This is a genomic window from Pseudomonas sp. PvP028 (assembly GCF_017832255.1).
Classification (GTDB): Bacteria; Pseudomonadota; Gammaproteobacteria; order Pseudomonadales; family Pseudomonadaceae; genus Aquipseudomonas; species Aquipseudomonas syringae.
This window is the reverse complement of record NZ_JAFIBL010000001.1, coordinates 212,573-232,142: the sequence shown is the minus strand read 5'-3', so window position 1 is coordinate 232,142 and position 19,570 is coordinate 212,573. Positions and strand designations below refer to the sequence as shown.

Here is a 19,570-nt window from a genome sequence, read left to right as displayed (position 1 = left end):
GGAGCTCCTGAATGTTTACCTCGCGTCGTTTGATCATTGTCGCCACCGCCGTAGCCATGCTTTCCGGCTGTGCAACATCCAATCCCTATGACAATCAAGGCCAGGCGCAAAGCTCCGGTGGTATGAGCAAAACGGCCAAGTACGGCGGACTGGGCGCATTGGCCGGTGCGGTAGCCGGTGCGGCCATCGATCACAATCATCGCGGCAAGGGCGCCCTGATCGGCGCTGCAGTGGCGGGTGCCGCATCGGCGGGCTACGGCTACTATGCAGACAAGCAGGAAGCTGCGTTGCGCGAGAGCATGGCCAACACCGGTGTCGAGGTGCAGCGTCAGGGTGACCAGATCAAACTGATCATGCCGGGTAACATCACGTTCGCGACGGACTCTTCGGCCATTGCCAGCAGCTTCTATTCGCCGCTTAACAACCTGGCAAGCTCGCTCAAGCAGTTCAATCAGAACAACATTGAAATCGTCGGTTACACCGACAGCACTGGCAGCCGCCAGCACAACATGGACCTGTCGCAACAGCGCGCCCAGAGCGTCGCGACTTACCTGACCTCGCAAGGCGTCGATCAAGCGCACCTGTCAGTGCGCGGTGCAGGTCCTGATCAACCGATTGCCAGCAACGCCGACGTCAACGGCCGCGCCCAGAACCGCCGCGTAGAGGTCAACCTCAAGCCGATTCCGGGTCAGCAGTACTGATCGATGCCGCTCCGCTCGCAGACGGGTTGAATGCGGGCAAAGTGGGAGCGAGCTTGCTCGCGAAGGCGATGGTCTCTTCGCGAGCAAGCTCGCTCCCACCAGTCAATATCAATGCCGCGCTGGATACTGCTCATGCAGGCTGTCCAGCAGCCGGTCCTTCTCTTCCCATAGCGTATTGATCCACTGCTGGAATTCCAGACGGTATTCGCCGTCCTGGTCGTAATTCTTGCCGAGAAACTGCTGCGGGATTTTGATCTCTTCGAAGTACGCAACCACTTCCTTCACATTCCCGCACAGCAGGTCCCAGTAGCCGGGTTGTCCGCCAGGGTAGTGGATGGTCACGTTGATGATCGATTCCAGCTGTTCGCCCATCGCATCGAGCACGAAGGCAATGCCGCCAGCCTTGGGTTTAAGCAGGTGGCGGAACGGCGAGTTCTGTTGCGCGTGTTTGCCGGCGGTGAAGCGCGTGCCTTCGGCGAAGTTGAAAATCCCCACCGGGTTATGGCGAAACTTCGCGCAGGTGCGGCGCGTGGTTTCCAGGTCCTTGCCTTTCTTTTCCGGGTGTTTGGCAAGGTATGCCTTGGAGTAGCGCTTCATGAACGGGAAGCCCAGCGCCCACCAAGCGAGACCGATCACCGGAACCCAGATCAACTCCTGCTTGAGGAAAAACTTCAGTGGGCGAATACGTCGGTTGAGCACGTACTGCAAGACCATGATGTCGACCCAGCTCTGGTGATTGCTGGTGACCAGGTACGAGTGATTGTAATCCAGCCCTTCAAGACCGCTCAGGTGCCAGCGGGTGTGGCACAGCAGTTTGATCCAGGCATTGTTGTTGCCGATCCAGGTTTCATGGATGTGGCTCATCAACCAGTCGGTGAAACGCTGTGCCGCAGAGAAGGGCAGACAGATCTTGAGGATCGTGACCGCGAACAGCACTGTGCAACAGACGATGGTGTTCAGCGCCAGCAACAGCGAGGCAATGACGCCGCGTAACGGGGCAGGCAGAAAATCCATGAAGAAGACGGCTCCGCAAGTTATCGGAAGCCGCAGATTGCTCTGCGGCACTCGGGTCAGGCATCAGGACAGCGTGTCGGCCTGTATGGCTGTCAGCGCGATGGTGTAGACAATGTCGTCGACCTGCGCGCCGCGCGGCAGATCGTTCACCGGTTTGCGCAGGCCTTGTAGCATCGGGCCGAGGCTCACACAGTCGGCACTGCGTTGCACCGCTTTGTATGTGGTATTGCCGGTGTTCAGGTCCGGGAACACGAACACGTTGGCGCGTCCTGCGACCGCGCTGTCCGGAGCCAGCTGCCGGGCGACCTGTTCGTTGGCGGCCGCATCATACTGCAGCGGCCCGTCGATCAATAGATCGCGGCGGGTTTCGCGTGCCAGCTGCGTCGCTTCGCGGACTTTCTCGACTTCTTCGCCGCTGGCCGAATTGCCGCTGGAGTAGCTGATCATCGCCACACGCGGCGAGATACCGAAGGCAGTGGCCGAGTCGGCGCTCTGCAAGGCAATCTCGGACAGCTCGCTGGCACTCGGATGCGGGTTCATGATGCAGTCGCCGTACATCAGCACCTGCTCGGGAAAGAGCATGAAGAATACTGAAGACACCAGCGTGCAGCCTGGCGCGGTCTTGATCAGCTGCAGGGCCGGCCGGATGGTGTTGGCGGTGGAATGAATGACGCCGGACACCAGCCCGTCGACCTCGTCCAGCGCCAGCATCACCGTACCGATCACCACCGGGTCTTCGAGCTGTTGCTCGGCCATGGGCGCGTTCAGGCTTTTGCTTTTGCGCAGTTCCACCATCGGCGCAACGTAGCGTTCGCGAATCAGGTCCGGGTCAAGAATTTCCAGCCCCTGCGGCAGCTCGATGCCGTGCGCCTGCGCAACGGCGTGCACTTCCTCGGGCCTGGCCAGCAACACGCAACGCGCGATACCGCGTGCCTGGCAGATCGCGGCAGCCTGAATGGTCAGCGGCTCGTTACCTTCAGGCAGCACGATGCGCTTGTTGGCCGCTTGCGCGCGCTGGATCAACTGATAGCGAAACACCGCGGGCGACAGGCGCAGCTCGCGGGGGGTGCCGCAGCGCTGGTGCAGCCAGTTGGCGTCCAGATGACTGGCAACGAAATCGGTGATGTTTTCCGCGCGCTCGCGGTCATCGATGGGGATTTCCTTGTTCAACTGATTCAGGCGATTTGCCGTGTCATACGAGCCGCTGCTGACCGACAGCACCGGCAGCCCCGCCTGCAGTGCGCCGCGGCACAGCTCCAGGATGCGTGGGTCGGGCACGGTATCGCTGGTCAGCAGGAGGCCGGCGAGCGGTACGCCGTTTATTGCCGCGAGGCTCACCGCCAGGATGATGTCGTCGCGGTCGCCCGGCGTCACCACCAGCACACCCGGCTTGAGCAGTGGAACCGTGTTGAGCACCGTCCGCGCACAAATGATGATTCTGGTCATGCGGCGCTGATCGTAGTCGCCTGCGTTCAGCACCTGCGCACCGAGCAGCTCGGCCACATCGCGGGTACGCGGCGCGTTGAGTTCGGCGCGATACGGGATACAGCCCAGCAGGCGAAAGTCGCCACTGCGCAGCAACGGCGAGTGTTCTTTGAGGCGCGAGGCGAAGACTTCCATGCTCTCTTCGGTGCGCACCTTGTTGAGTATCACCCCCAGCACCTTGGGGTCCTTGGGGCCGCCAAACAGCTGGGCCTGCAATTCGACCCTGCCCGACAGATCGGCGAGCACTTCGTTTTCCGGGGCAGAGACCAGAATGACTTCGGCGTCCAGGCTCTTGGCCAAATGCAGATTGACCCGCGCGGCGTAGCTCGCGCTGCGGGTCGGGACCATGCCTTCGACGACCAGCACGTCCTTGCCGACAGCTGCCTGCTGATAAAGATTGATGATCTCTTCGAGCAGTTCATCCAGTTGACCATCACCGAGCATGCGCTCGACATGCGCCAGCCCCAAAGGCTTGGGCGGCTTGAGGCCGTGGGTGCGAGCCATCAGCTCGGTCGAACGCTCGGGGCCCAGATCGCCGGGGTGTGGCTGGGCGATCGGTTTGAAAAAGCCGACTTTCAAGCCGGCGCGCTCCAGCGTGCGCACCAGTCCCAGGCTGATGGAGGTCAACCCCACGCCAAAGTCAGTGGGGGCGATAAAAAAAGTCTGCATACTGGCTTCTCGATTGAGCAGTGCAAGGGGTCGCAGCACATAGGGAACCGCCGTCGACCGAAAAAGTCCGGAAACCGTCTAGCGCGATTTCTCTGCGGCAAGACTATCGTTATCTGTGGCATTCGCACACCAGCCGCAACAAAAGGCCTGACCTCTCATCTGACTGCGTTGCAGCGGGTCCAGCACCCAGGGGCGTGACTGCCACGGAGGGTCATGACGCAGGTGCTGGGTATGGCCGCACGATAGCAGCGCAAACCAGTGACCGTGCTCGTCCTGTCTCAAATCGATAACGATTGAACCTTTCAAAGCGGGCCGTCCGTCAGAGTTGCGTTCGCTTTCGGGCGATTGCTTGGTTAAACTTGCCCGTTCTTCAATCTTAAGCAAAAGGTCTTGTCCCCATGCCGATCGCCGCCAATAAGGCTGTCTCCATTGACTATACCCTGACCAACGACGCTGGTGAGGTCATCGACAGTTCTACCGGTGCTGCGCCGCTGGTTTACCTGCACGGTGCAGGCAACATCATCCCGGGCCTGGAAAAGGCACTGGAAGGCAAGGAAGTAGGCGACCAGCTGAACGTTGCCGTCGAGCCCGAAGACGCCTACGGTGAGTACTCGGCCGAACTGGTCAGCACCCTGAGCAGCAGCATGTTCGAAGGCGTCGACAAGCTCGAAGTCGGCATGCAGTTTCACGCTTCCGGTCCGGATGGCGGCATGCAGATCGTGACCATCCGTGATCTGGAAGGCGACGATGTTACCGTTGACGGCAACCATCCGCTCGCGGGTCAGCGCCTGAACTTCGACGTGAAGGTTGTGGCCATCCGTGATGCCAGTGAAGAAGAAATGGCTCACGGCCATGTTCACGGTGAAGGCGGTCATCAACACTGATTTGTACTGCTAAGCTCAGGCACTGAAAAGGCGCCCTGGCTGTTCTGCGATGACGACTTTCGTTACGCGTGCGGTCACGGTGCCTTTTTTCGGGTTATAGCCTGGGGCGACTTGTTTCAAAAGGGGTTCTCATGAGTGCTTTTCACGACATCAAATTGAAAGCGCTGGGTGGCCAGGAACTGCCGCTGGCGAATTTCAGGAACAAAGTGGTTCTGGTGGTCAACGTCGCGTCCAAATGCGGGCTCACACCGCAGTACGCAGCACTTGAAAACCTCTATCAGCAGTACAAGGACAAGGGCCTTGAGATACTGGGGCTGCCGTGCAACCAGTTTGCCGGGCAGGAACCGGGTACCGAGCAAGAGATCGCCGAGTTTTGCCAACTCAACTACGGCGTGACGTTTACGCTGGGTGAAAAACTCGACGTCAACGGCCCTAACCGTCACTCGCTTTACCGTTTGCTCGCGGGCGAGGGTGCCGAGTTTCCCGGGGATATCACCTGGAACTTCGAAAAGTTTCTGGTCGGCAAGAACGGTGGTGTAAGCGCACGTTTTTCTCCGCGTACCACTCCGGATGATCCTGCCGTGATCCAGGCCATTGAAAAGGCCCTGGCGCAAAGCTGATCATGTGGCCGGGGTAGCATTTTGCGTTCGCCCGGCTTTCTTGCGCGCTCGTCGCTTCTGAACTCAGATCAGCCAGATCAATAGTACTGGGCCACCGCTGACGCCCGGCGATATTCTGCGCGCCTGGTGGCAATCGACCATTTCACAGGAGTTGCGCATGTCGGCAAAAGCCTTGTTCACGCCTTTCCGTCTGGGCAGCCTGGAGCTGTCATCGCGTGTGGTCATGGCTCCCATGACCCGCTCGTTCTCGCCAGGGCACGTGCCCAACTCGAAGGTCGTCGAATACTACCGGCGGCGCGCTGCTGCAGGTGTCGGGCTGATTATCACCGAAGGTACGACGGTCAATCACAAGGCCTCCAACGGTTATCCGAACGTCCCGCAGTTTTTCGGTGAAGCGCCACTGGCCGGCTGGCGCAAGGTGGTCGAGGCAGTGCATGCGGAGGGCGGCAGGATCGTCCCGCAACTCTGGCACGTCGGCGCTGTTCGCCGTCCTGGCACCGAGCCGGACGGCAGCGTGCCTGCCTATGGGCCGATGGAAAAGGTCAAGGACGCTCAGGTGCTGGTGCATGGCATGAGCAAGCAGGACATCGACGAGATAGTGGCTGCCTTTGCCCAGGCTGCCGTCGATGCCAAGGCGATGGGCATGGACGGTGTCGAAATTCATGGCGCCCACGGTTACCTGATCGATCAGTTCTTCTGGGAGGGCAGCAATCAACGCAGCGACGAGTACGGCGGCAGCCTCGCCAACCGCTCACGTTTTGCTCTCGAACTGATCAAGGCCGTGCGCGCCGCTGTGGGCCCGGATTACCCGATCATTTTCCGTTTCTCACAATGGAAACAGCAGGATTACACCGCGCGCCTGGTGCAAACGCCCGAGGCGCTGGGCGCGTTTCTGCAGCCTCTGGCTGATGCTGGTGTGGATATCTTTCATTGCTCTACCCGGCGTTTCTGGGAGCCTGAGTTCGAAGGCTCTGACCTGAACCTGGCGGGCTGGACGCGCAAGCTGACTGGCAAACCGACCATCACAGTCGGCAGCGTCGGACTGGACGGTGAGTTCCTGCAATTTATGGTCAACACCGACAAGGTCGCTCAACCGGCCAGCCTGGAAAATCTGCTGAAGCGGCTGGGCAACGACGAGTTCGATCTGGTGGCGGTGGGGCGTGCGCTGCTGGTCGATCCGGATTGGGCACTGAAAGTGCGCGAAGGCCGCGAGCAGGACATCCTGCCTTTCAGTCGAGACGCACTGGCGACACTGGCCTGATCTTCTTGCTGGCTACCGGCCTGATCTCTTTGACGCTTGCCGCGTTCTGGCTCGGGCAGGCCTCGCGCAATTGACGCTCGAACTGATCGATGACTGCTGTCCAGCCCTGGCGACTGGCATGTTGCCGGGCATTGAGGCGCACGCGGCGCAGTGTCTCACTGTCCTCCAGCAACCAGCGCGCCGAGTCGATGAACGCCGCCTCGTCCCCCGGCATGGCCAACGCACCGTTGTGGCCGTGGCGGATATGCTGCCCGGCTGCGGCTTCATCGTAGGCGACCACGCCCAGGCCTGAGGCGAGTGCTTCGAGAACTACGTTGCCGAAGGTTTCGGTGAGGCTGGGGAACAGAAACATATCGGCCGAGGCATAGTGCGTCGCCAGCACCTCGCCGCGCTGGGTGCCGCAGAAAATCGCATCCGGGATTTGCTGCTCCAGCTGCGGGCGTTGAGGCCCGTCGCCAACCACCACCAGTTTCAGATTACGTTGCGGGTAACTGTCTTTGAGCGCCTCGAAGCAGGCTTTGAGCAGGCTCAGGTTTTTTTCTGGGGCAAGCCGGCCAACATGCAGGACCGCAACATCATCGGCTTGCAGACCCCAGCTCTCGCGCAGAAGCTGCGAGCGTCTGGACGGGCTGAACAATTGACTGTCGACGCCACGCGACAACAGCTCGATCCTCTCAAAGCCACGTCGCTCCAGCTCGACCTTCTGACTGATGCTGGGTACCAGCGTCATGCGTGACCGATTGTGGAACCAGCGCAGGTAGTGCGTCAGCAAGCGGGTGATGAAACCCATGCCGTACTGCTGCGTGTACTGCGGGAAGTTGGTATGGAAGCCACTGATCACCGCAATCCCCAGCCGCCGCGCTGCGCGCAGTGCCGAGAGCCCCAGCGGACCTTCCGTGGCGATGTACAGCACATCCGGCCGACGCCGTTGCCAGCGCCGCAGCAGCTTGTGCATCGAAGACTGACCCCACTGCAACCCCGGGTAACCCGGTATCGGCCAGCCCCGGCAGAGCAGCAGATCCTCTGCAGTGCCCGCGCCGATCTCGTCGTTCTGACGTGGCCGGACCAGCTCGACCCGATGCCCGCGCAACCGCAACCCTTCACACAGCCGCCCCAGGGTATTGGCGACGCCGTTGATCTCGGGAGTAAAGGTTTCAGTGATCAGGGTGACATTAAGAATTTGGCTCATGAGAGCAGTGTCGACTGATTACATTTCGGTTATGTGGCGGTTATGTGATGGATTGGTGATAGGGCGTCGGTAAGGCGGGCAAGTTGGCGTGAGACTGCGCGGGATAGTTAATAGGTAAACGCATAGGCTGTACAATGATTTTAATAAAAATTACGATAAAGTTAATTGGCTTCCTACAGGTGTTCACATCGTTTCCTAAAAGCGCGTGGTCTGTTCTGATACGTGTTGATATTATCTGTTTGCCTAGTAATGTCGGGTTATCGAACTGTGTGGTTCGTTAACGTTGGTTTGGAATGGCTGGATTTTTAGTTGTTCCTGCTTATCAATATACTAGGGAAGTAAAATGAAATTTAACGACAATAAATTGAAATGGGCTCTTTCGGCTTCAGGAATTGCTTTGGCACTGTTAGCCTTTTCGAACCTTGCACTGGCTGGGAACTATCAATCGTCGGTTGCTCTGCCGGTTATTCATTCAAAAAGCTATGTTCACACCGCTGAGCTGCCAGTAAGCAGGCATGCGCCTGTGACAGCGACGATCAAAAGTGTCAGTTGGAACTGGAACGTGGTGGGCTGGCCTCAGGGGCTTGAGGTCTACTTGTGCCAAGGTGTCAGCGTATGCCTGAACGTATCACGTCAGCGAACGGGGTCCACAACGTTTTTCGGTAATCAGTCGGCAAGTCGCAAGTTCTATTACACGATGAAGGTTGGAGATGCGGGAAGGGTGCCAGTCGCTGGACAGCAAGGGCGAATAACTGTCGATTGGTAATCTCACAAGCGCCTCCCCCCGACAGGGAGGACGCTCAGGCTACCAATTTGCCATGTCACGAAATGCGAGAGGAAGAGCGTCGTTAAAGTTTAGTATCTTTTCAAGTATCCTGGCCGCAGGCGTACCTTTCAAATATTCTTCTTCATAAAGGGCTGTTCGCTCTTTTTGCATACACCCCCCGATTTTCTGAAAGTAAGCGCTCGACTCGGGTGTGACTATCTTGCCCGTGGCGCAGTAACGAATCACGGGGTAATCAGATAGATCGACTCCCTCGCCAGTCAATGAATTGTACGCATAGTGTCTGGCCAGGAAGCTCGCTTCGACCGGGCTGCTTTGAGCCTGTTCCATCAGCTTGTGCCTGAGTTCTCCTCCTCGCAGGATTGTCCTTGCGCAATGAGGTGTATCTTTTTCGCGGACGGCTTCTTGAAGTACGTTAGCGAAGCTTTCAGGTGTTGATGCCGGGGGGCGTGGTGTTGTTTTGTACCGTACACCTAACGGTGTGACGTTCAGGAATGGCGAAATATTGTCGGTATGGGTCATTTGAAAGTCCCTCGCGCACGTTCCATTGCCGCTGGCATAGGCACGAAGTCTTTATCCTCCACAATGGATCTGCGTTGTTCGATAGTCATGCTATCCATGAAGCGATTTGAGCGGGACATTACCGAGCTGCCGAGTGTTGCGGGTAATGCGACTGGAGGTTTTTTCTCCGTCTGTGTGATGGCAGCGTTCAACAGGCTTGCAAACTGATCTGAACGGTTTTCCGGTAGTCTTTCGAGGGATGCCGGTCGGTAGGAGGAGAGTTGTTCTGCGGCAGATTCTGTTTTTATTTCCATAGCGATTACTCCTGTTTTTTTTAATCAGGAGAGCAAGGATAATGCCATATTTAATGTATTGGTTGTTCCTACGCCTTTGCAGTCTTGTATTAGAGGTCGGGAAGATATGTCCTACACAATATTCCTACGTGTAATGTTTTTTCATATCTCGGCAAGCAGTGTCTGGTTGTGGCAAGTCGTTGCCGTTACACGGAATGGAGTTCTATAAGCTGCTTGTAAGAATGCTGGTATATCGCTGTAAGAAGTTTCCATTTTAATGCTGAAGTGCCGAACAGATAACTCGTTATCTGTTCGGCACGCTCTCAGGCGTCGTCGTCACTCAGCCGGTCAAGCAGGGCACTCAGCCCAGATCACGAACCAGTTGGCCGATCACTTCGCCCACTTTGGCCAGATCCGGTGCTGCCAGACGATGTTCATCGGCGTACGAATACGCCACGGTGAACAGGCCGGCGGTGCGGGTGGAATAGGCAGGGATGTCTTTTTCGAAAACACGGTTAGCGGCTTCGGCAGTCAGCGAAGTGGAGCCGATGACGATGCGTTCTTCGGGGTCGTTCACGCCGTTGATGTAAACTTCGTCCGGGTTGATCGACCATTCGGCCAGCTCGCTGACCAGAAAGGCGCGGATCTTTTCCTGAACGGTTGCGTTGTCAGCGGCCAGTGCAGCAGGGTTTACTTGAGTATTCATGATTTAACTTCCTTGTTAAGTTCATGTGTCGCCGGGTTTCATGGAAGCTGGCTTCACATGAACGGATTGATTGAGGCCCTATTTAGCCTCAGCCGGCAGAGTGAGTTGCGGTACATATTTATATGCGTGTGATTTTTTCTTCGGGTGTGCCGAACCGCTTTGCGCGGTCCGGCAGGTTGGCATTCAGCCGCGTGCGTGGGTCACCGGCAACGCATCCGCGCCACGTTCGCGCACCCAGAACAGCGTTGCAGCGGCCACTGCAGCAGGCATCATCAGCAGATTGACCACCGGGATCAGCAAGGCAACGTAGACGATGCCGCCAAAGCTCAGGCTCTGCCAGCGTTTGCTCTTCAGCCAGCCGAGCATTTCGTTCCAGCCCAGTTTGTGGTTATCGGCGGGGTAGTCGATGTACTGGATCGCCATCATCCACACCCCGAACAATAGCCATAGCGGGGCGGCGATGATGTTGGCGACCGGGATGAACGACAGGATGAACAGGCCGAGCATGCGCGGCAACATATAGCCCAGCTTGCGTGCTTCGCGGGCCAGGGTGCGGGGCACCATGGCGACCAGTTCGGCCCAGCTGAAATCGGGCGATTCGTCTACACCGCGAATCACGGCTTCGACCTTTTCGGACAGAAACCCGTTGAACGGTGCGGCGATGATGTTGGCGACCATGGTGAAGGTGAAAAACACCATCAGCAGCACCAGCGCCACGAACAGTGGCCAGAGGATGTAACTGAGAAAACTCAGCCAGTGAGGCAGGGTCGGCATGAAGGTGTCGACCCACAGCTCGAACTGGTGCACCGCCAGATAGATCAGGCCGCAAAACAACACCACATTGATGCTCAATGGAAGTAGAACGAACAAGCGCAAACCAGGGCTGAGGACCAGTTTCAGGCCCTCTCTCAGGTATTGCGGGCCAGTAAGGGCGGGAGCGGGCATGGGAGTCTCCGAGTGCTTGAAAGGCGTGACCTTACCGGCTTTGTGATGGCCATGAAAGAGCGGAGCGCTGACGGTTTTTGAGCATGCCAGACTTGTGGCGTATCCTTGGCGAAGGAAGACTATCCGATTGGCTCGCCACTCATGCGCCGCTTCCAGGCGCCTGCGCTATAGAAGTGACCTATAGGGTGGATTGTGAAACGATATTTCCTTAACCTCTGCGGCCCCGATAGGCTGTTCGGCAATCTAAGACCTGTCCTTAAGGTCAGAATTTTCAGGACCTGCCGAACCAAATGACGCTTCCCCAAGCGTTTCGGTGGTCCTTTTTATCCAGCCGTCCCGACCGCGGCGTAAACGGTCGGTCGATAGGAGTGTGTCATGTCAGACGTACGTCATTCCCGAGTGATCATTCTCGGTTCCGGCCCTGCCGGTTACAGCGCTGCGGTTTACGCCGCTCGCGCCAACCTCAAGCCCCTGCTGATCACCGGCATGCAGGCTGGCGGCCAATTGACCACGACTACAGAAGTTGATAACTGGCCAGGCGACCCGCACGGCCTGACCGGTCCTGCGCTGATGGAACGCATGCGTGAGCATGCCGAGCGTTTTGAGACTGAAATTGTCTTTGACCACATCAATTCCGTTGATCTGGCCGGCAAGCCGTTCAGTCTGCAGGGCGATAGCGCAACCTACACCTGCGACGCTCTGATCATTGCCACCGGCGCCAGCGCCCGCTACCTGGGTCTGCCTTCGGAAGAAGCGTTCATGGGCAAGGGTGTTTCTGCCTGCGCCACATGCGACGGTTTCTTTTATCGCAACCGTGAAGTCGCGGTGGTCGGTGGTGGTAACACGGCGGTTGAAGAGGCGCTGTATCTGGCCAACATCGCCAGCAAGGTGACCCTGGTTCACCGTCGTGAAACCTTCCGCGCCGAGAAGATCCTGATCGACAAGCTGCACGCACGTGTCGCCGAAGGCAAGATCGAGCTCAAGCTCAATGCCACGCTGGACGAAGTCCTGGGTGACAACATGGGCGTGACCGGTGCGCGTCTGAAGAACAACGACGGCAGCAGCAGCGAGCTGAAAGTCGACGGTGTGTTCATCGCGATCGGTCACACGCCGAACACTTCGTTGTTCGACGGCCAGCTGGCCTTGAAAGACGGTTACATGGTTGTGCAGGGTGGCCGCGAAGGCAACGCTACGGCGACCAGCGTCGAAGGCGTATTCGCTGCCGGTGACGTGGCTGACCACGTGTATCGCCAGGCCATTACTTCGGCTGGTGCAGGCTGCATGGCGGCACTGGACGTCGAGCGCTACCTGGACGGTCTGGCTGACGTATCGTTCTGATTTGCTCTCGTGCCCAAGCGCTCAGCGCTATACACAAATCTTATGGGAGCGATCCGCATTGCTCGCGAAGAGGTCAGTACATCCCCCAAAAACAGGGTGTTTGAACCGATGCCTTCGTGAGCAAGCTCACTCCCACAGTGGGCTGTACTCTGCCTCATGCTGTGTTTAACCCCGTTTTCCGGGCTTACCAGGACGTGTGTATAGCGTGGAGTGCCCAGGTATGGGCACTAGAACGATGTGATTTCAACCCAGCCGATCAAGCCTTGCGCTTGAGCGGCTCGCCTTCAAACTTGACACATGCCAGACCCTTCGCGATCAGCGCACGGATATTGCCGTGATCGCTGCCTTCAGGCGTGGCTTGTACCGAGCGGTAATGCTCGCCGAACGCCAGCAGTGCCTCTTCGTCAGTCAGGCCTTCCAGTAATGCCAGGCCCAGGGTTTTGCACGACCCTTCGTTTTGCCCGGCAGCATTGTCGACGTCGCCGTTTCTGAAGGCCTGAGGCTGGTAGTCGTAGCCTTCGGCGATGAACGCCAGGGTATCGGCAAACGCATGCTCGCCGCTGCGCAGGCGGGTGCGCAGGGAATTCAGATCAGTCATGTTGTTTGGTTTCCTTGACGAACGCCGCCTGTTGTTCGGCGTTCGCTTCTTTCTGGTAGCGGGCTTTCCACTCGCTGTACGGCATGCCATAAACCACTTCACGCGCATCATCGAGGCTGAGGTCGATCTGCTTTTCGTCAGCGGCGGCCTTGTACCACTTGGACAGGCAATTGCGGCAAAAGCCGGACAGGTTCATCAGGTCGATGTTCTGGACATCCTTGCGGCTGTCCAGATGCGCGACCAGTCGGCGGAAGGCTGCAGCTTCGAGTTCGAGGCGTTCTTGCTCGGTCATGACGGGCTCTTTTCAGTAGGCGGTTGGCGTCATGATAAGAGTTTCAGCGTTGACCGGCGAGCGTGATCGACACCGATTCGGCAAAGCGCAGGGCATGCGGCTTGTCGACTTCCACTTCAGCGTAGGTCACCGCCTCGTGGCTCATCACCAGATCCAGCACTTCCTGGGTCAGTCGTTCCAGCAGGGCAAAGCGATTGCCCTCGACATGCTGGATGATGGCCTTGGTGATGGTGCGATAGTTGAGGGCATGCTCGATGTCGTTATCCCGAACGGCTTCCTGAGCGGCATAGAGAATCGTCAGGTTGATCAGCACGTCCTGTTTGTTGAGGATTTCGTCCTCGTTGATGCCGATGAATGTGCGCAGGCGCAGGTCCTTGACCCGTATGCGCGCGGTGCCAGGTTCGAGTCTTGCCATTATTGTCTGCTCCGTCCGATCAATTGCAGAAACTCCATGCGCGTGGTGCTCGAGTCACGGAAGGCGCCCAGCATCACTGACGTATTCATGGTCGAATTCTGCTTTTCGACGCCGCGCATCATCATGCACATGTGCTGGGCTTCGATGACCACGGCGACGCCGGCGGCTCCGGTGACTTTCTGAATTGCATCGGCAATCTGCTTGGTCAGGTTTTCCTGAATCTGCAGACGTCGGGCAAACATGTCGACGATGCGTGCGATCTTCGACAGGCCCAGAACCTTGCCGGTCGGAATGTACGCCACATGCGCCTTGCCTATGAACGGCAGCAGGTGATGCTCGCAAAGCGAGTACAGCTCGATGTTCTGGACGATGACCATTTCATCGTTGTCGGAGGCGAACAAAGCGCCATTGACGATTTCTTCGACACTCTGGGTGTAGCCGTGACACAGGTACTGCATGGCTTTGGACGCGCGTTTCGGGGTGTCCAGCAGACCTTCGCGGTCTGGATCTTCACCAAGGCCGAGCAGAATGTCTCGATAGTGCTGTGGCAGGGACGAACTCATCAGAATGATCCTCGGGGCGGCTTACTTGACGTGCCGTCCGCCGTTTACGGTCAGTGTTGTGCCGGTGACATAGGTGCTGTCCAGAAGATAGCGCAGGCTCTGGTAAATCACCTCTGCACCAGGCTCTATGCCCAGGGCCGACTTGGCCAGGGCGTTGGCGCGGTAGGCCGCATCGTCCTTGGGTTGAAACATCAACAGCGCCGGTGCTATGCCGTTGACTTTGACAAGCGGGGCGAACCTGGCAGCGAAGGACAGCGTCAGGCTTTCCAGGCCGGCCTTGGTTGCGCAGTAGGCGATGTGCTTGCTGCTGCCCTTGCGGGTCACGTCATCGCTGATATGCACGATGTCAGCGATCTCACTGGCGGTCAGCAACGACTCGCAATGCAGATTGATCAGGTAGGGCGCGAGCATGTGCACGCTGAACATGCGGGTGAAGTTTTCGGCTTCATCGCCCGGTGTTTCTGCCAGCCACTCGGAAGCGTTGTGGACGATGGCCCGCAGGCTCGAGGTCTGGGTTTTCAACAGCTCGACAAACGCCATGATCCCGGCCTCACAGGAAAAATCCCCGTGGATGGCCACTGCTCCCGCCTGGCGCAGTTCCGTCACACTTTCGTGCTCGGTGCGATAACTGATGATCACCCGCTGCCCGTGTTCCAGCAGACGCAAGGCGCAATGCAGGCCCACGCGCTGGCTGGCGCCGGTGATCAGGATCGGTGCAGAAGACATTGCCATCGACAGCTCGCGTATCGGTTATCCGTAGTGGACGGGGATTGTACGGTCGATTGTTTCTTCCGGTTTACAGGCAAAGTTATACCAGAGAATTTTTTTGTACAACCCTGGGTATCATGAAACTCGCCGACGCAGTGCTCGCAGGCGCTGAGCACAGGGAGGTTGAGGAAACGGGCGGGGCTGGGAAGCGACCAAGACCTGTACCGAGGTGTAAAGGTGTACAGGTCTTTATGAGCTTAACGAGGGGAAGGTGATTGCGTCGGGCGTGCCGGTGCAGGCGTGCTCTGCAGCCAGGGTGCCAGCAGGCGCGTGGACAGCGGGATGAACAGGTAGACCATTAGTGGGGTGAGCACCGCCGTGCTGATCATGATGCGCGGCAACAGGTCCAGATGGTTGAGCAGGGGGCCGAGTAGAAAATTGAAGATCAGCGACACGGGGAAAAACGCCAGCCAGATTGCGACAGCCTGTTTCCAGCGTGGCGGACGCTGGTCGATTGCGCCGAACCAGCCGTCGATGCCGCTGACCCGATGCTCCGAGGGTTGTGCGAACAGACCGCTGCCGCGCACCAGCCAGGAGCGTCGAGAGGCGGAATGCTCCCAGGCGTGCATGGTGTGCTCATCGGTAAAGCGGAAAATGATCTGAAATTCGTCATCGCCGGGCGGGGGAGCCAGTACCCCTGAACCCAGATACCCCGGAAAGTCCGTGGCCAACTGTTCGCCTTCGTGCAGCCAGGCCATTATTTCATGGTAGCGACCCTGCGCCACGCGGCGGGCAACCATCAAGGTGACGGGTGAGGTAGACATTGTATATCTCCGGTAGAGGCGTGAAATTCCCGGGTAGGGAGGTCACGTGCCGCGATCCGGGATGGTGGATCGCGACAGCTTCACGTGAACAGCAAGCAAGGATTATTCCTGAAACGCTGAGAGACCGGTAGAGCGTTGCCGGGCAGGCGGATTACTTGTGTAAGGATGGATGTTTGCGACGATGCTCTTGCAGGATGTACTGGCGCAGGCGTTCGGCATCGTCTTTGCCGTGCTTGCTGAAATGATAGGCGCCGACGTTCTGCCCGATCATTCGCTCCAGCTTGCCGCGCATCGGAATGGGCGCTTGCCCTGGCGGGTTGAACCAGGCGGAAAAGTTTCTCGGCAGCTTGCCTTCCTTGCGGTACTCGAGCAGCGCACCCTTGAACGACAGCTCATGAACCCAGAGCGCCGTGAGTGCGCCCTTTTCGGTTTCGAGAGGGATCGGCTCTTCCAGCACAAGCCGCCATGGGCGGATCCTCGGACCTTCCTCGAAAATACTCGGCGCGCCGAGCTCCAGATGCAGCGCGTGGAATTCGTCCTCGACCAGGTGCAGAGGGAAATTCATCTGCTGATTCTCGAACTGCGCATGGATCGTGACCTGCTCATGAGCGGCCAGCTTTGTCAGCAGATCCTGGATCTGGATGCCGCCATTGACCAGCAGACTGCGCGTACTGTCACGTACGTTCAACTGGGGGTTGCGCTGCATGCTCTGGATAAAATCCAGCTCAGCCTGGGTGAGAAGTGAATCAGGTTGCATGGGCGGAGGCTCGGTCTAACCGGTTATTGAGAACAAAGACCATTGATTCCGCAAAGTGTTCTGGCCATCCGTCATATTTTTTCATTCAAGTGTTTCAACTCTGCTGTGCTTCTTCGGGCATATCCGAAGGCAGAATGGTCCGTAGAAAATTCAGACGGCATTCTAAGGCATAATGTTTCACTTTTTTAAGCTGCTGCAGGAATAACCATGAAAGTCGCCATCGTGTGTGGAACGGTCTACGGATCGGCCGAGGAAGTTGCCAGACACGCCGCTGCACTGTTGCGTGCCGCCGGCCATGAGACCCTCGTCAATCCGCGCCTCATGTTGCCGGAGCTGCTGGCCTTCGAGCCTCAGGCGCTGCTTGCTGTGACGTCGACTACCGGGATGGGCGAGTTGCCCGACAACCTCATGCCTCTTTATGCAGCGCTGCGCGACGGTCTGCCGGGAGAACTGCGTGGATTGCCTGGTGGGGTGATTGCACTGGGCGATGCCAGTTACGGCGACACCTTTTGCGCCGGCGGTGAGCAGATGCGTGAACTGTTCGTTGAGTTGGGCGTTAGCGAATTACAGGACATGTTGCGTCTGGACGGAAGTGAAAGCGTCACCCCGGAAACCGACGCCGAGCCGTGGCTGGAAGCGTTCATCAAGCACCTGGGCTGAAAATATCGCGCTCCTTTATGGGGAATGATTCAGCACTGCGGGTGTTGATTGTGGCTGTGCAGGGCGTGGACGACACTCATCGCACGTATTCTTGAGGCATGGAGCCAGCGATGAGCGAGTCAGTGCGTTTTGACGATAAAGTCGTGATTGTGACCGGCGCAGGGGGTGGGCTGGGTCGGGCTCATGCGCTGCTGTTTGCGAAACACGGTGCGCGAGTGGTGGTCAACGACCTGGGTGGTTCGGCGCATGGCGAAGGGGCCAGCGCGTCTGCCGCCGATCGCGTGGTGGCCGAGATTCGCGCGGCAGGCGGCACTGCGATAGCCAACCATGATTCGGTGACCGAGGGCGGCCGCATTGTGCAGCATGCGCTGGACGCATTCGGGCGCATCGATGTGCTGGTCAACAACGCTGGCATTCTGCGTGACAAGACCTTCGCCAAAATGGAGGACGCCGACTGGGACCTGGTCTATCGCGTCCATGTCGAGGGGGCCTATAAGGTCACCCATGCCGCCTGGCCTTATCTGCGCGAGCAGAATGACGGACGGGTGATCTTCACGTCATCGACGTCCGGTATCTACGGCAACTTCGGGCAAGCCAATTACGCGACGGCCAAGCTGGGGCTGTATGGACTGACCCGCACCCTCGCGCTGGAAGGTCGCAAGCACCGCATCTTCGTCAACGCCATAGCGCCAACGGGCGGCACACGCATGACCGAGGGGCTGATTCCCGCCAATGTCTTCGAGCTGCTCAAGCCCGAGCTGGTCAGCCCGCTGGTGGTGTACCTGTGCAGCGCACAATGCCAGAGCAGTGGCGAGCTGTTCGAAGTGGGCGGTGGCTGGATCGGCAAGGTCCGCTGGCAGCGCAGTCAGGGAGCCTGTTTCGACCCGCAGACGGGTTTCAGCCCGCAAGACGTTGCGGCGCAGTGGCAGGCGATTGGTGATTTCGCCAACGCAGTGCACCCTGCCGACACTGGCGAGGCGTTGAAGGAGATGATGGCCAATCTGCAGAAATACGTTAAATAAACAGCCTATGGCCGTTAATGCAAGACACGAGTGTTCGTTGAACTTGCGCACCTGTTTAAGCGGGTTGCTTGGTTGTATAAGGGCGTTTCGCCGATTTATGTAAGAACTGTCTTTTGCCTCTGTAGGACGAGTATGGATTTTTGCAGACCTATTCATTAAGCATTTTCCACTCCGATATGAAGTCCGAACACATTCATATCTGGAGTGACACATGGCCAGATTAATAGGGGGCGAGCTTCCTCAGGTAAGCATTGCGGCGCCTCCTGAACGGGTCAAGGTCAAGCAGGCTGCGGCACGCTGCACGGCATAAGCGCGGAAAGCGTTAAAACCTGCGGGCAATAAAAAAGGCCGCTGCACAAATATCTGCACGGCGGCCAAACAAAACGCAGGATCAAGGGAGCTTGCAAATCCACGTCGATTTAACGCGCGCAGGTTAACCGCCATCACGCGTCTGAAAAATCCCCGCGCAGGATATGCAGCATTACCCGGCAGGTAACAATTCGCTGCGAATGAGCAGGATGCTCAATGAACGCGGTGGTTTACCGGTAAATGGCTCAGGCGCTCGGCGAGCAGGAGTCTTTGCAGTGGGTCTTCACTGAGCAGCAGCGCGCGTTCCAGATCGAAGCGTTCGGCCTGTGGGCATTCGAGATACTGGTACAGACTGGCGCGGGCCAAGTGATCGCTGCTGGTGGCCTGGCCCAGTTCGACGATGCGGTCGGCATCCTTGAGCGCCGCGAGCACATTATCGTTGATCTGGTGCAGGTGCCGCAGGTTGCGCGACAACCGTTGCATCATGCTGGTCGGGTTGGCGCGTGTCATATGCTCGGCGCGCAGTTGCATGGTCGGGCCGAACTGCCTGATCAACAGCTCGCGGCAGTCGGCTGGATAGAGCCTGCGCCCGCTGCAGGGGTCGAGCAGGTGATCGGCACCCGGCACGCGCAACAGGAAGTGGCCCGGGAAGTTAACGCCTTCCATGGCGATGTCCAGGCGCCGCGCGATCTCCAGCGCGATCATTGCCAGCCCCAGTGGCTGGCCTCGACGCTGCTCCACGATCTTGTGCACAAGGGCCGAATCGGGTTTGGGAGGGTTCCAGTCATCCTGCTGAAAACCCAGGGCGTTGAGTTGGCGCAACAGCGGCTGGGCGAGTTCAGGCGCAGGCAGAACGGGCAGCGCTGCGTTTATCTGGCGCTGCAACCGATCCATTTCGCTCATCACCTCATGCCACGCGAAGTTCGCGTCATGTTCGGTCGACACCCATAACGCAGCTTCAAACACCGAGGGCGGTGTCTGTTGCAGGCAGGCCAGGCAATGCTGACGTGGCGTCATGGACCACTCCGTGCG

At 58.3% G+C, this 19,570-nt stretch carries 24 protein-coding genes; 8 read left to right on the top strand and 16 right to left on the bottom strand.

From position 1 onward, the window contains the following. Nucleotides 1-11: 11 nt before the first annotated feature. Nucleotides 12-701 (top strand): OmpA family protein, encoded by a 690-nt coding sequence (locus JOE34_RS01060; RefSeq protein ID WP_003319364.1) that lies wholly within the window; start codon nucleotides 12-14, stop codon nucleotides 699-701. A gap of 108 nt (nucleotides 702-809) precedes the next feature. Here the strand turns inward: JOE34_RS01060 and JOE34_RS01055 are convergent, their stop codons facing one another. From JOE34_RS01055 to JOE34_RS01045, 3 genes are all read right to left on the bottom strand, one after another. Then, entirely contained in the window at nucleotides 810-1,715 is a 906-nt protein-coding gene (locus JOE34_RS01055; RefSeq protein ID WP_046719906.1) for an acyltransferase, read from the bottom strand. A 63-nt stretch (nucleotides 1,716-1,778) separates the two neighbouring features. After that, nucleotides 1,779-3,869, bottom strand: a complete 2,091-nt coding sequence (pta, locus tag JOE34_RS01050) for a phosphate acetyltransferase (RefSeq protein WP_003346183.1) — start codon at nucleotides 3,867-3,869, stop codon at nucleotides 1,779-1,781. A 78-nt stretch (nucleotides 3,870-3,947) separates the two neighbouring features. After that, entirely contained in the window at nucleotides 3,948-4,253 is a 306-nt protein-coding gene (locus JOE34_RS01045) for a DUF3565 domain-containing protein (RefSeq protein ID WP_003346184.1), read from the bottom strand. 14 nt (nucleotides 4,254-4,267) lie between these two features. Here JOE34_RS01045 and JOE34_RS01040 point away from each other — a divergent pair, with 14 nt between their 5' ends. The 3 genes from JOE34_RS01040 (at nucleotide 4,268) to JOE34_RS01030 (ending at nucleotide 6,634) form a co-directional block, all read left to right on the top strand. After that, a complete protein-coding gene (locus JOE34_RS01040) occupies nucleotides 4,268-4,753 on the top strand; it encodes a peptidylprolyl isomerase (RefSeq protein ID WP_003346185.1) in 486 nt (161 codons plus the stop codon). Between the two features lie 131 nt (nucleotides 4,754-4,884). Continuing rightward, nucleotides 4,885-5,373 carry a glutathione peroxidase gene (locus JOE34_RS01035; RefSeq protein ID WP_003316994.1) on the top strand — a complete coding sequence of 163 codons (489 nt, stop codon included), beginning with the start codon at nucleotides 4,885-4,887 and terminating at the stop codon, nucleotides 5,371-5,373. A gap of 157 nt (nucleotides 5,374-5,530) precedes the next feature. Then, nucleotides 5,531-6,634 carry an NADH:flavin oxidoreductase gene (locus tag JOE34_RS01030; protein WP_209994975.1) on the top strand — a complete coding sequence of 368 codons (1,104 nt, stop codon included), beginning with the start codon at nucleotides 5,531-5,533 and terminating at the stop codon, nucleotides 6,632-6,634. On the opposite strand, the gene JOE34_RS01025 is transcribed toward JOE34_RS01030, so the two are convergent. Next, on the bottom strand, nucleotides 6,603-7,823 hold the full coding sequence (locus tag JOE34_RS01025) for a glycosyltransferase family 1 protein (RefSeq protein WP_004419078.1): 1,221 nt from the start codon (nucleotides 7,821-7,823) through the stop codon (nucleotides 6,603-6,605). The two genes, JOE34_RS01030 and JOE34_RS01025, sit on opposite strands and share 32 nt — an antisense overlap. Nucleotides 7,824-8,166: 343 nt before the next feature. On the opposite strand from JOE34_RS01025, the gene JOE34_RS01020 reads away from it, so the two are divergent. Continuing rightward, on the top strand, nucleotides 8,167-8,589 hold the full coding sequence (locus JOE34_RS01020) for a flagellar protein FlhE (RefSeq protein ID WP_229636506.1): 423 nt from the start codon (nucleotides 8,167-8,169) through the stop codon (nucleotides 8,587-8,589). Between the two features lie 39 nt (nucleotides 8,590-8,628). Here the strand turns inward: JOE34_RS01020 and JOE34_RS01015 are convergent, their stop codons facing one another. The 4 genes from JOE34_RS01015 to cysZ form a co-directional block, all read right to left on the bottom strand. Continuing rightward, nucleotides 8,629-9,129: a hypothetical protein gene (locus tag JOE34_RS01015; protein ID WP_032658865.1), complete on the bottom strand. Its 501-nt coding sequence runs from the start codon at nucleotides 9,127-9,129 to the stop codon at nucleotides 8,629-8,631. Then, nucleotides 9,126-9,422 (bottom strand): hypothetical protein, encoded by a 297-nt coding sequence (locus JOE34_RS01010; RefSeq protein WP_004402755.1) that lies wholly within the window; start codon nucleotides 9,420-9,422, stop codon nucleotides 9,126-9,128. Before JOE34_RS01010 ends, JOE34_RS01015 begins: the two co-directional genes overlap by 4 nt. 340 nt (nucleotides 9,423-9,762) lie before the next feature. Next, nucleotides 9,763-10,107, bottom strand: coding sequence for a hypothetical protein (locus JOE34_RS01005; protein ID WP_003346191.1), 345 nt, complete (start codon nucleotides 10,105-10,107; stop codon nucleotides 9,763-9,765). A 183-nt stretch (nucleotides 10,108-10,290) separates the two neighbouring features. Further along, nucleotides 10,291-11,052 (bottom strand): sulfate transporter CysZ, encoded by a 762-nt coding sequence (gene cysZ, locus JOE34_RS01000; RefSeq protein ID WP_010424709.1) that lies wholly within the window; start codon nucleotides 11,050-11,052, stop codon nucleotides 10,291-10,293. Nucleotides 11,053-11,427: 375 nt separating this feature from the next. On the opposite strand from cysZ, the gene trxB reads away from it, so the two are divergent. Next, entirely contained in the window at nucleotides 11,428-12,390 is a 963-nt protein-coding gene (gene trxB, locus JOE34_RS00995) for a thioredoxin-disulfide reductase (protein WP_003316986.1), read from the top strand. Nucleotides 12,391-12,646: 256 nt separating this feature from the next. Here trxB and JOE34_RS00990 read toward each other — a convergent pair whose 3' ends face one another. The 7 genes from JOE34_RS00990 to JOE34_RS00960 all read right to left on the bottom strand — a co-directional run bounded on the left by JOE34_RS00990 (nucleotide 12,647) and on the right by JOE34_RS00960 (nucleotide 16,547). Beyond that, a complete protein-coding gene (locus tag JOE34_RS00990) occupies nucleotides 12,647-12,988 on the bottom strand; it encodes a HopJ type III effector protein (protein WP_004402757.1) in 342 nt (113 codons plus the stop codon). Further along, nucleotides 12,981-13,280, bottom strand: coding sequence for a DUF1244 domain-containing protein (locus JOE34_RS00985; RefSeq protein WP_003346198.1), 300 nt, complete (start codon nucleotides 13,278-13,280; stop codon nucleotides 12,981-12,983). The genes JOE34_RS00990 and JOE34_RS00985 overlap by 8 nt, the downstream gene beginning before the upstream one ends. Before the next feature lie 43 nt (nucleotides 13,281-13,323). Further along, nucleotides 13,324-13,695: a dihydroneopterin triphosphate 2'-epimerase gene (gene folX / locus JOE34_RS00980; RefSeq protein ID WP_003316983.1), complete on the bottom strand. Its 372-nt coding sequence runs from the start codon at nucleotides 13,693-13,695 to the stop codon at nucleotides 13,324-13,326. Next, entirely contained in the window at nucleotides 13,695-14,258 is a 564-nt protein-coding gene (gene folE / locus JOE34_RS00975; protein ID WP_003346200.1) for a GTP cyclohydrolase I FolE, read from the bottom strand. The genes folX and folE overlap by 1 nt, the downstream gene beginning before the upstream one ends. Nucleotides 14,259-14,279: 21 nt before the next feature. After that, the gene (gene folM, locus JOE34_RS00970; protein ID WP_004402761.1) at nucleotides 14,280-14,990 is read right to left on the bottom strand and encodes a dihydromonapterin reductase; all 711 of its coding nucleotides are present in this window, start codon (nucleotides 14,988-14,990) and stop codon (nucleotides 14,280-14,282) included. A gap of 233 nt (nucleotides 14,991-15,223) precedes the next feature. Continuing rightward, a complete protein-coding gene (locus JOE34_RS00965; protein ID WP_010424701.1) occupies nucleotides 15,224-15,790 on the bottom strand; it encodes a hypothetical protein in 567 nt (188 codons plus the stop codon). A 151-nt stretch (nucleotides 15,791-15,941) separates the two neighbouring features. Further along, nucleotides 15,942-16,547 (bottom strand): hypothetical protein, encoded by a 606-nt coding sequence (locus JOE34_RS00960; RefSeq protein ID WP_003421736.1) that lies wholly within the window; start codon nucleotides 16,545-16,547, stop codon nucleotides 15,942-15,944. A gap of 207 nt (nucleotides 16,548-16,754) precedes the next feature. On the opposite strand from JOE34_RS00960, the gene JOE34_RS00955 reads away from it, so the two are divergent. Together JOE34_RS00955 and JOE34_RS00950 are read left to right on the top strand one after the other, a co-directional pair. After that, nucleotides 16,755-17,207 (top strand): flavodoxin, encoded by a 453-nt coding sequence (locus JOE34_RS00955; RefSeq protein WP_010424684.1) that lies wholly within the window; start codon nucleotides 16,755-16,757, stop codon nucleotides 17,205-17,207. Between the two features lie 110 nt (nucleotides 17,208-17,317). After that, nucleotides 17,318-18,229: an SDR family oxidoreductase gene (locus JOE34_RS00950; RefSeq protein WP_010424682.1), complete on the top strand. Its 912-nt coding sequence runs from the start codon at nucleotides 17,318-17,320 to the stop codon at nucleotides 18,227-18,229. A 522-nt stretch (nucleotides 18,230-18,751) separates the two neighbouring features. Here JOE34_RS00950 and JOE34_RS00945 read toward each other — a convergent pair. After that, nucleotides 18,752-19,555 (bottom strand): transglutaminase family protein, encoded by an 804-nt coding sequence (locus JOE34_RS00945; RefSeq protein ID WP_024664531.1) that lies wholly within the window; start codon nucleotides 19,553-19,555, stop codon nucleotides 18,752-18,754. Nucleotides 19,556-19,570 lie beyond the last annotated feature (15 nt).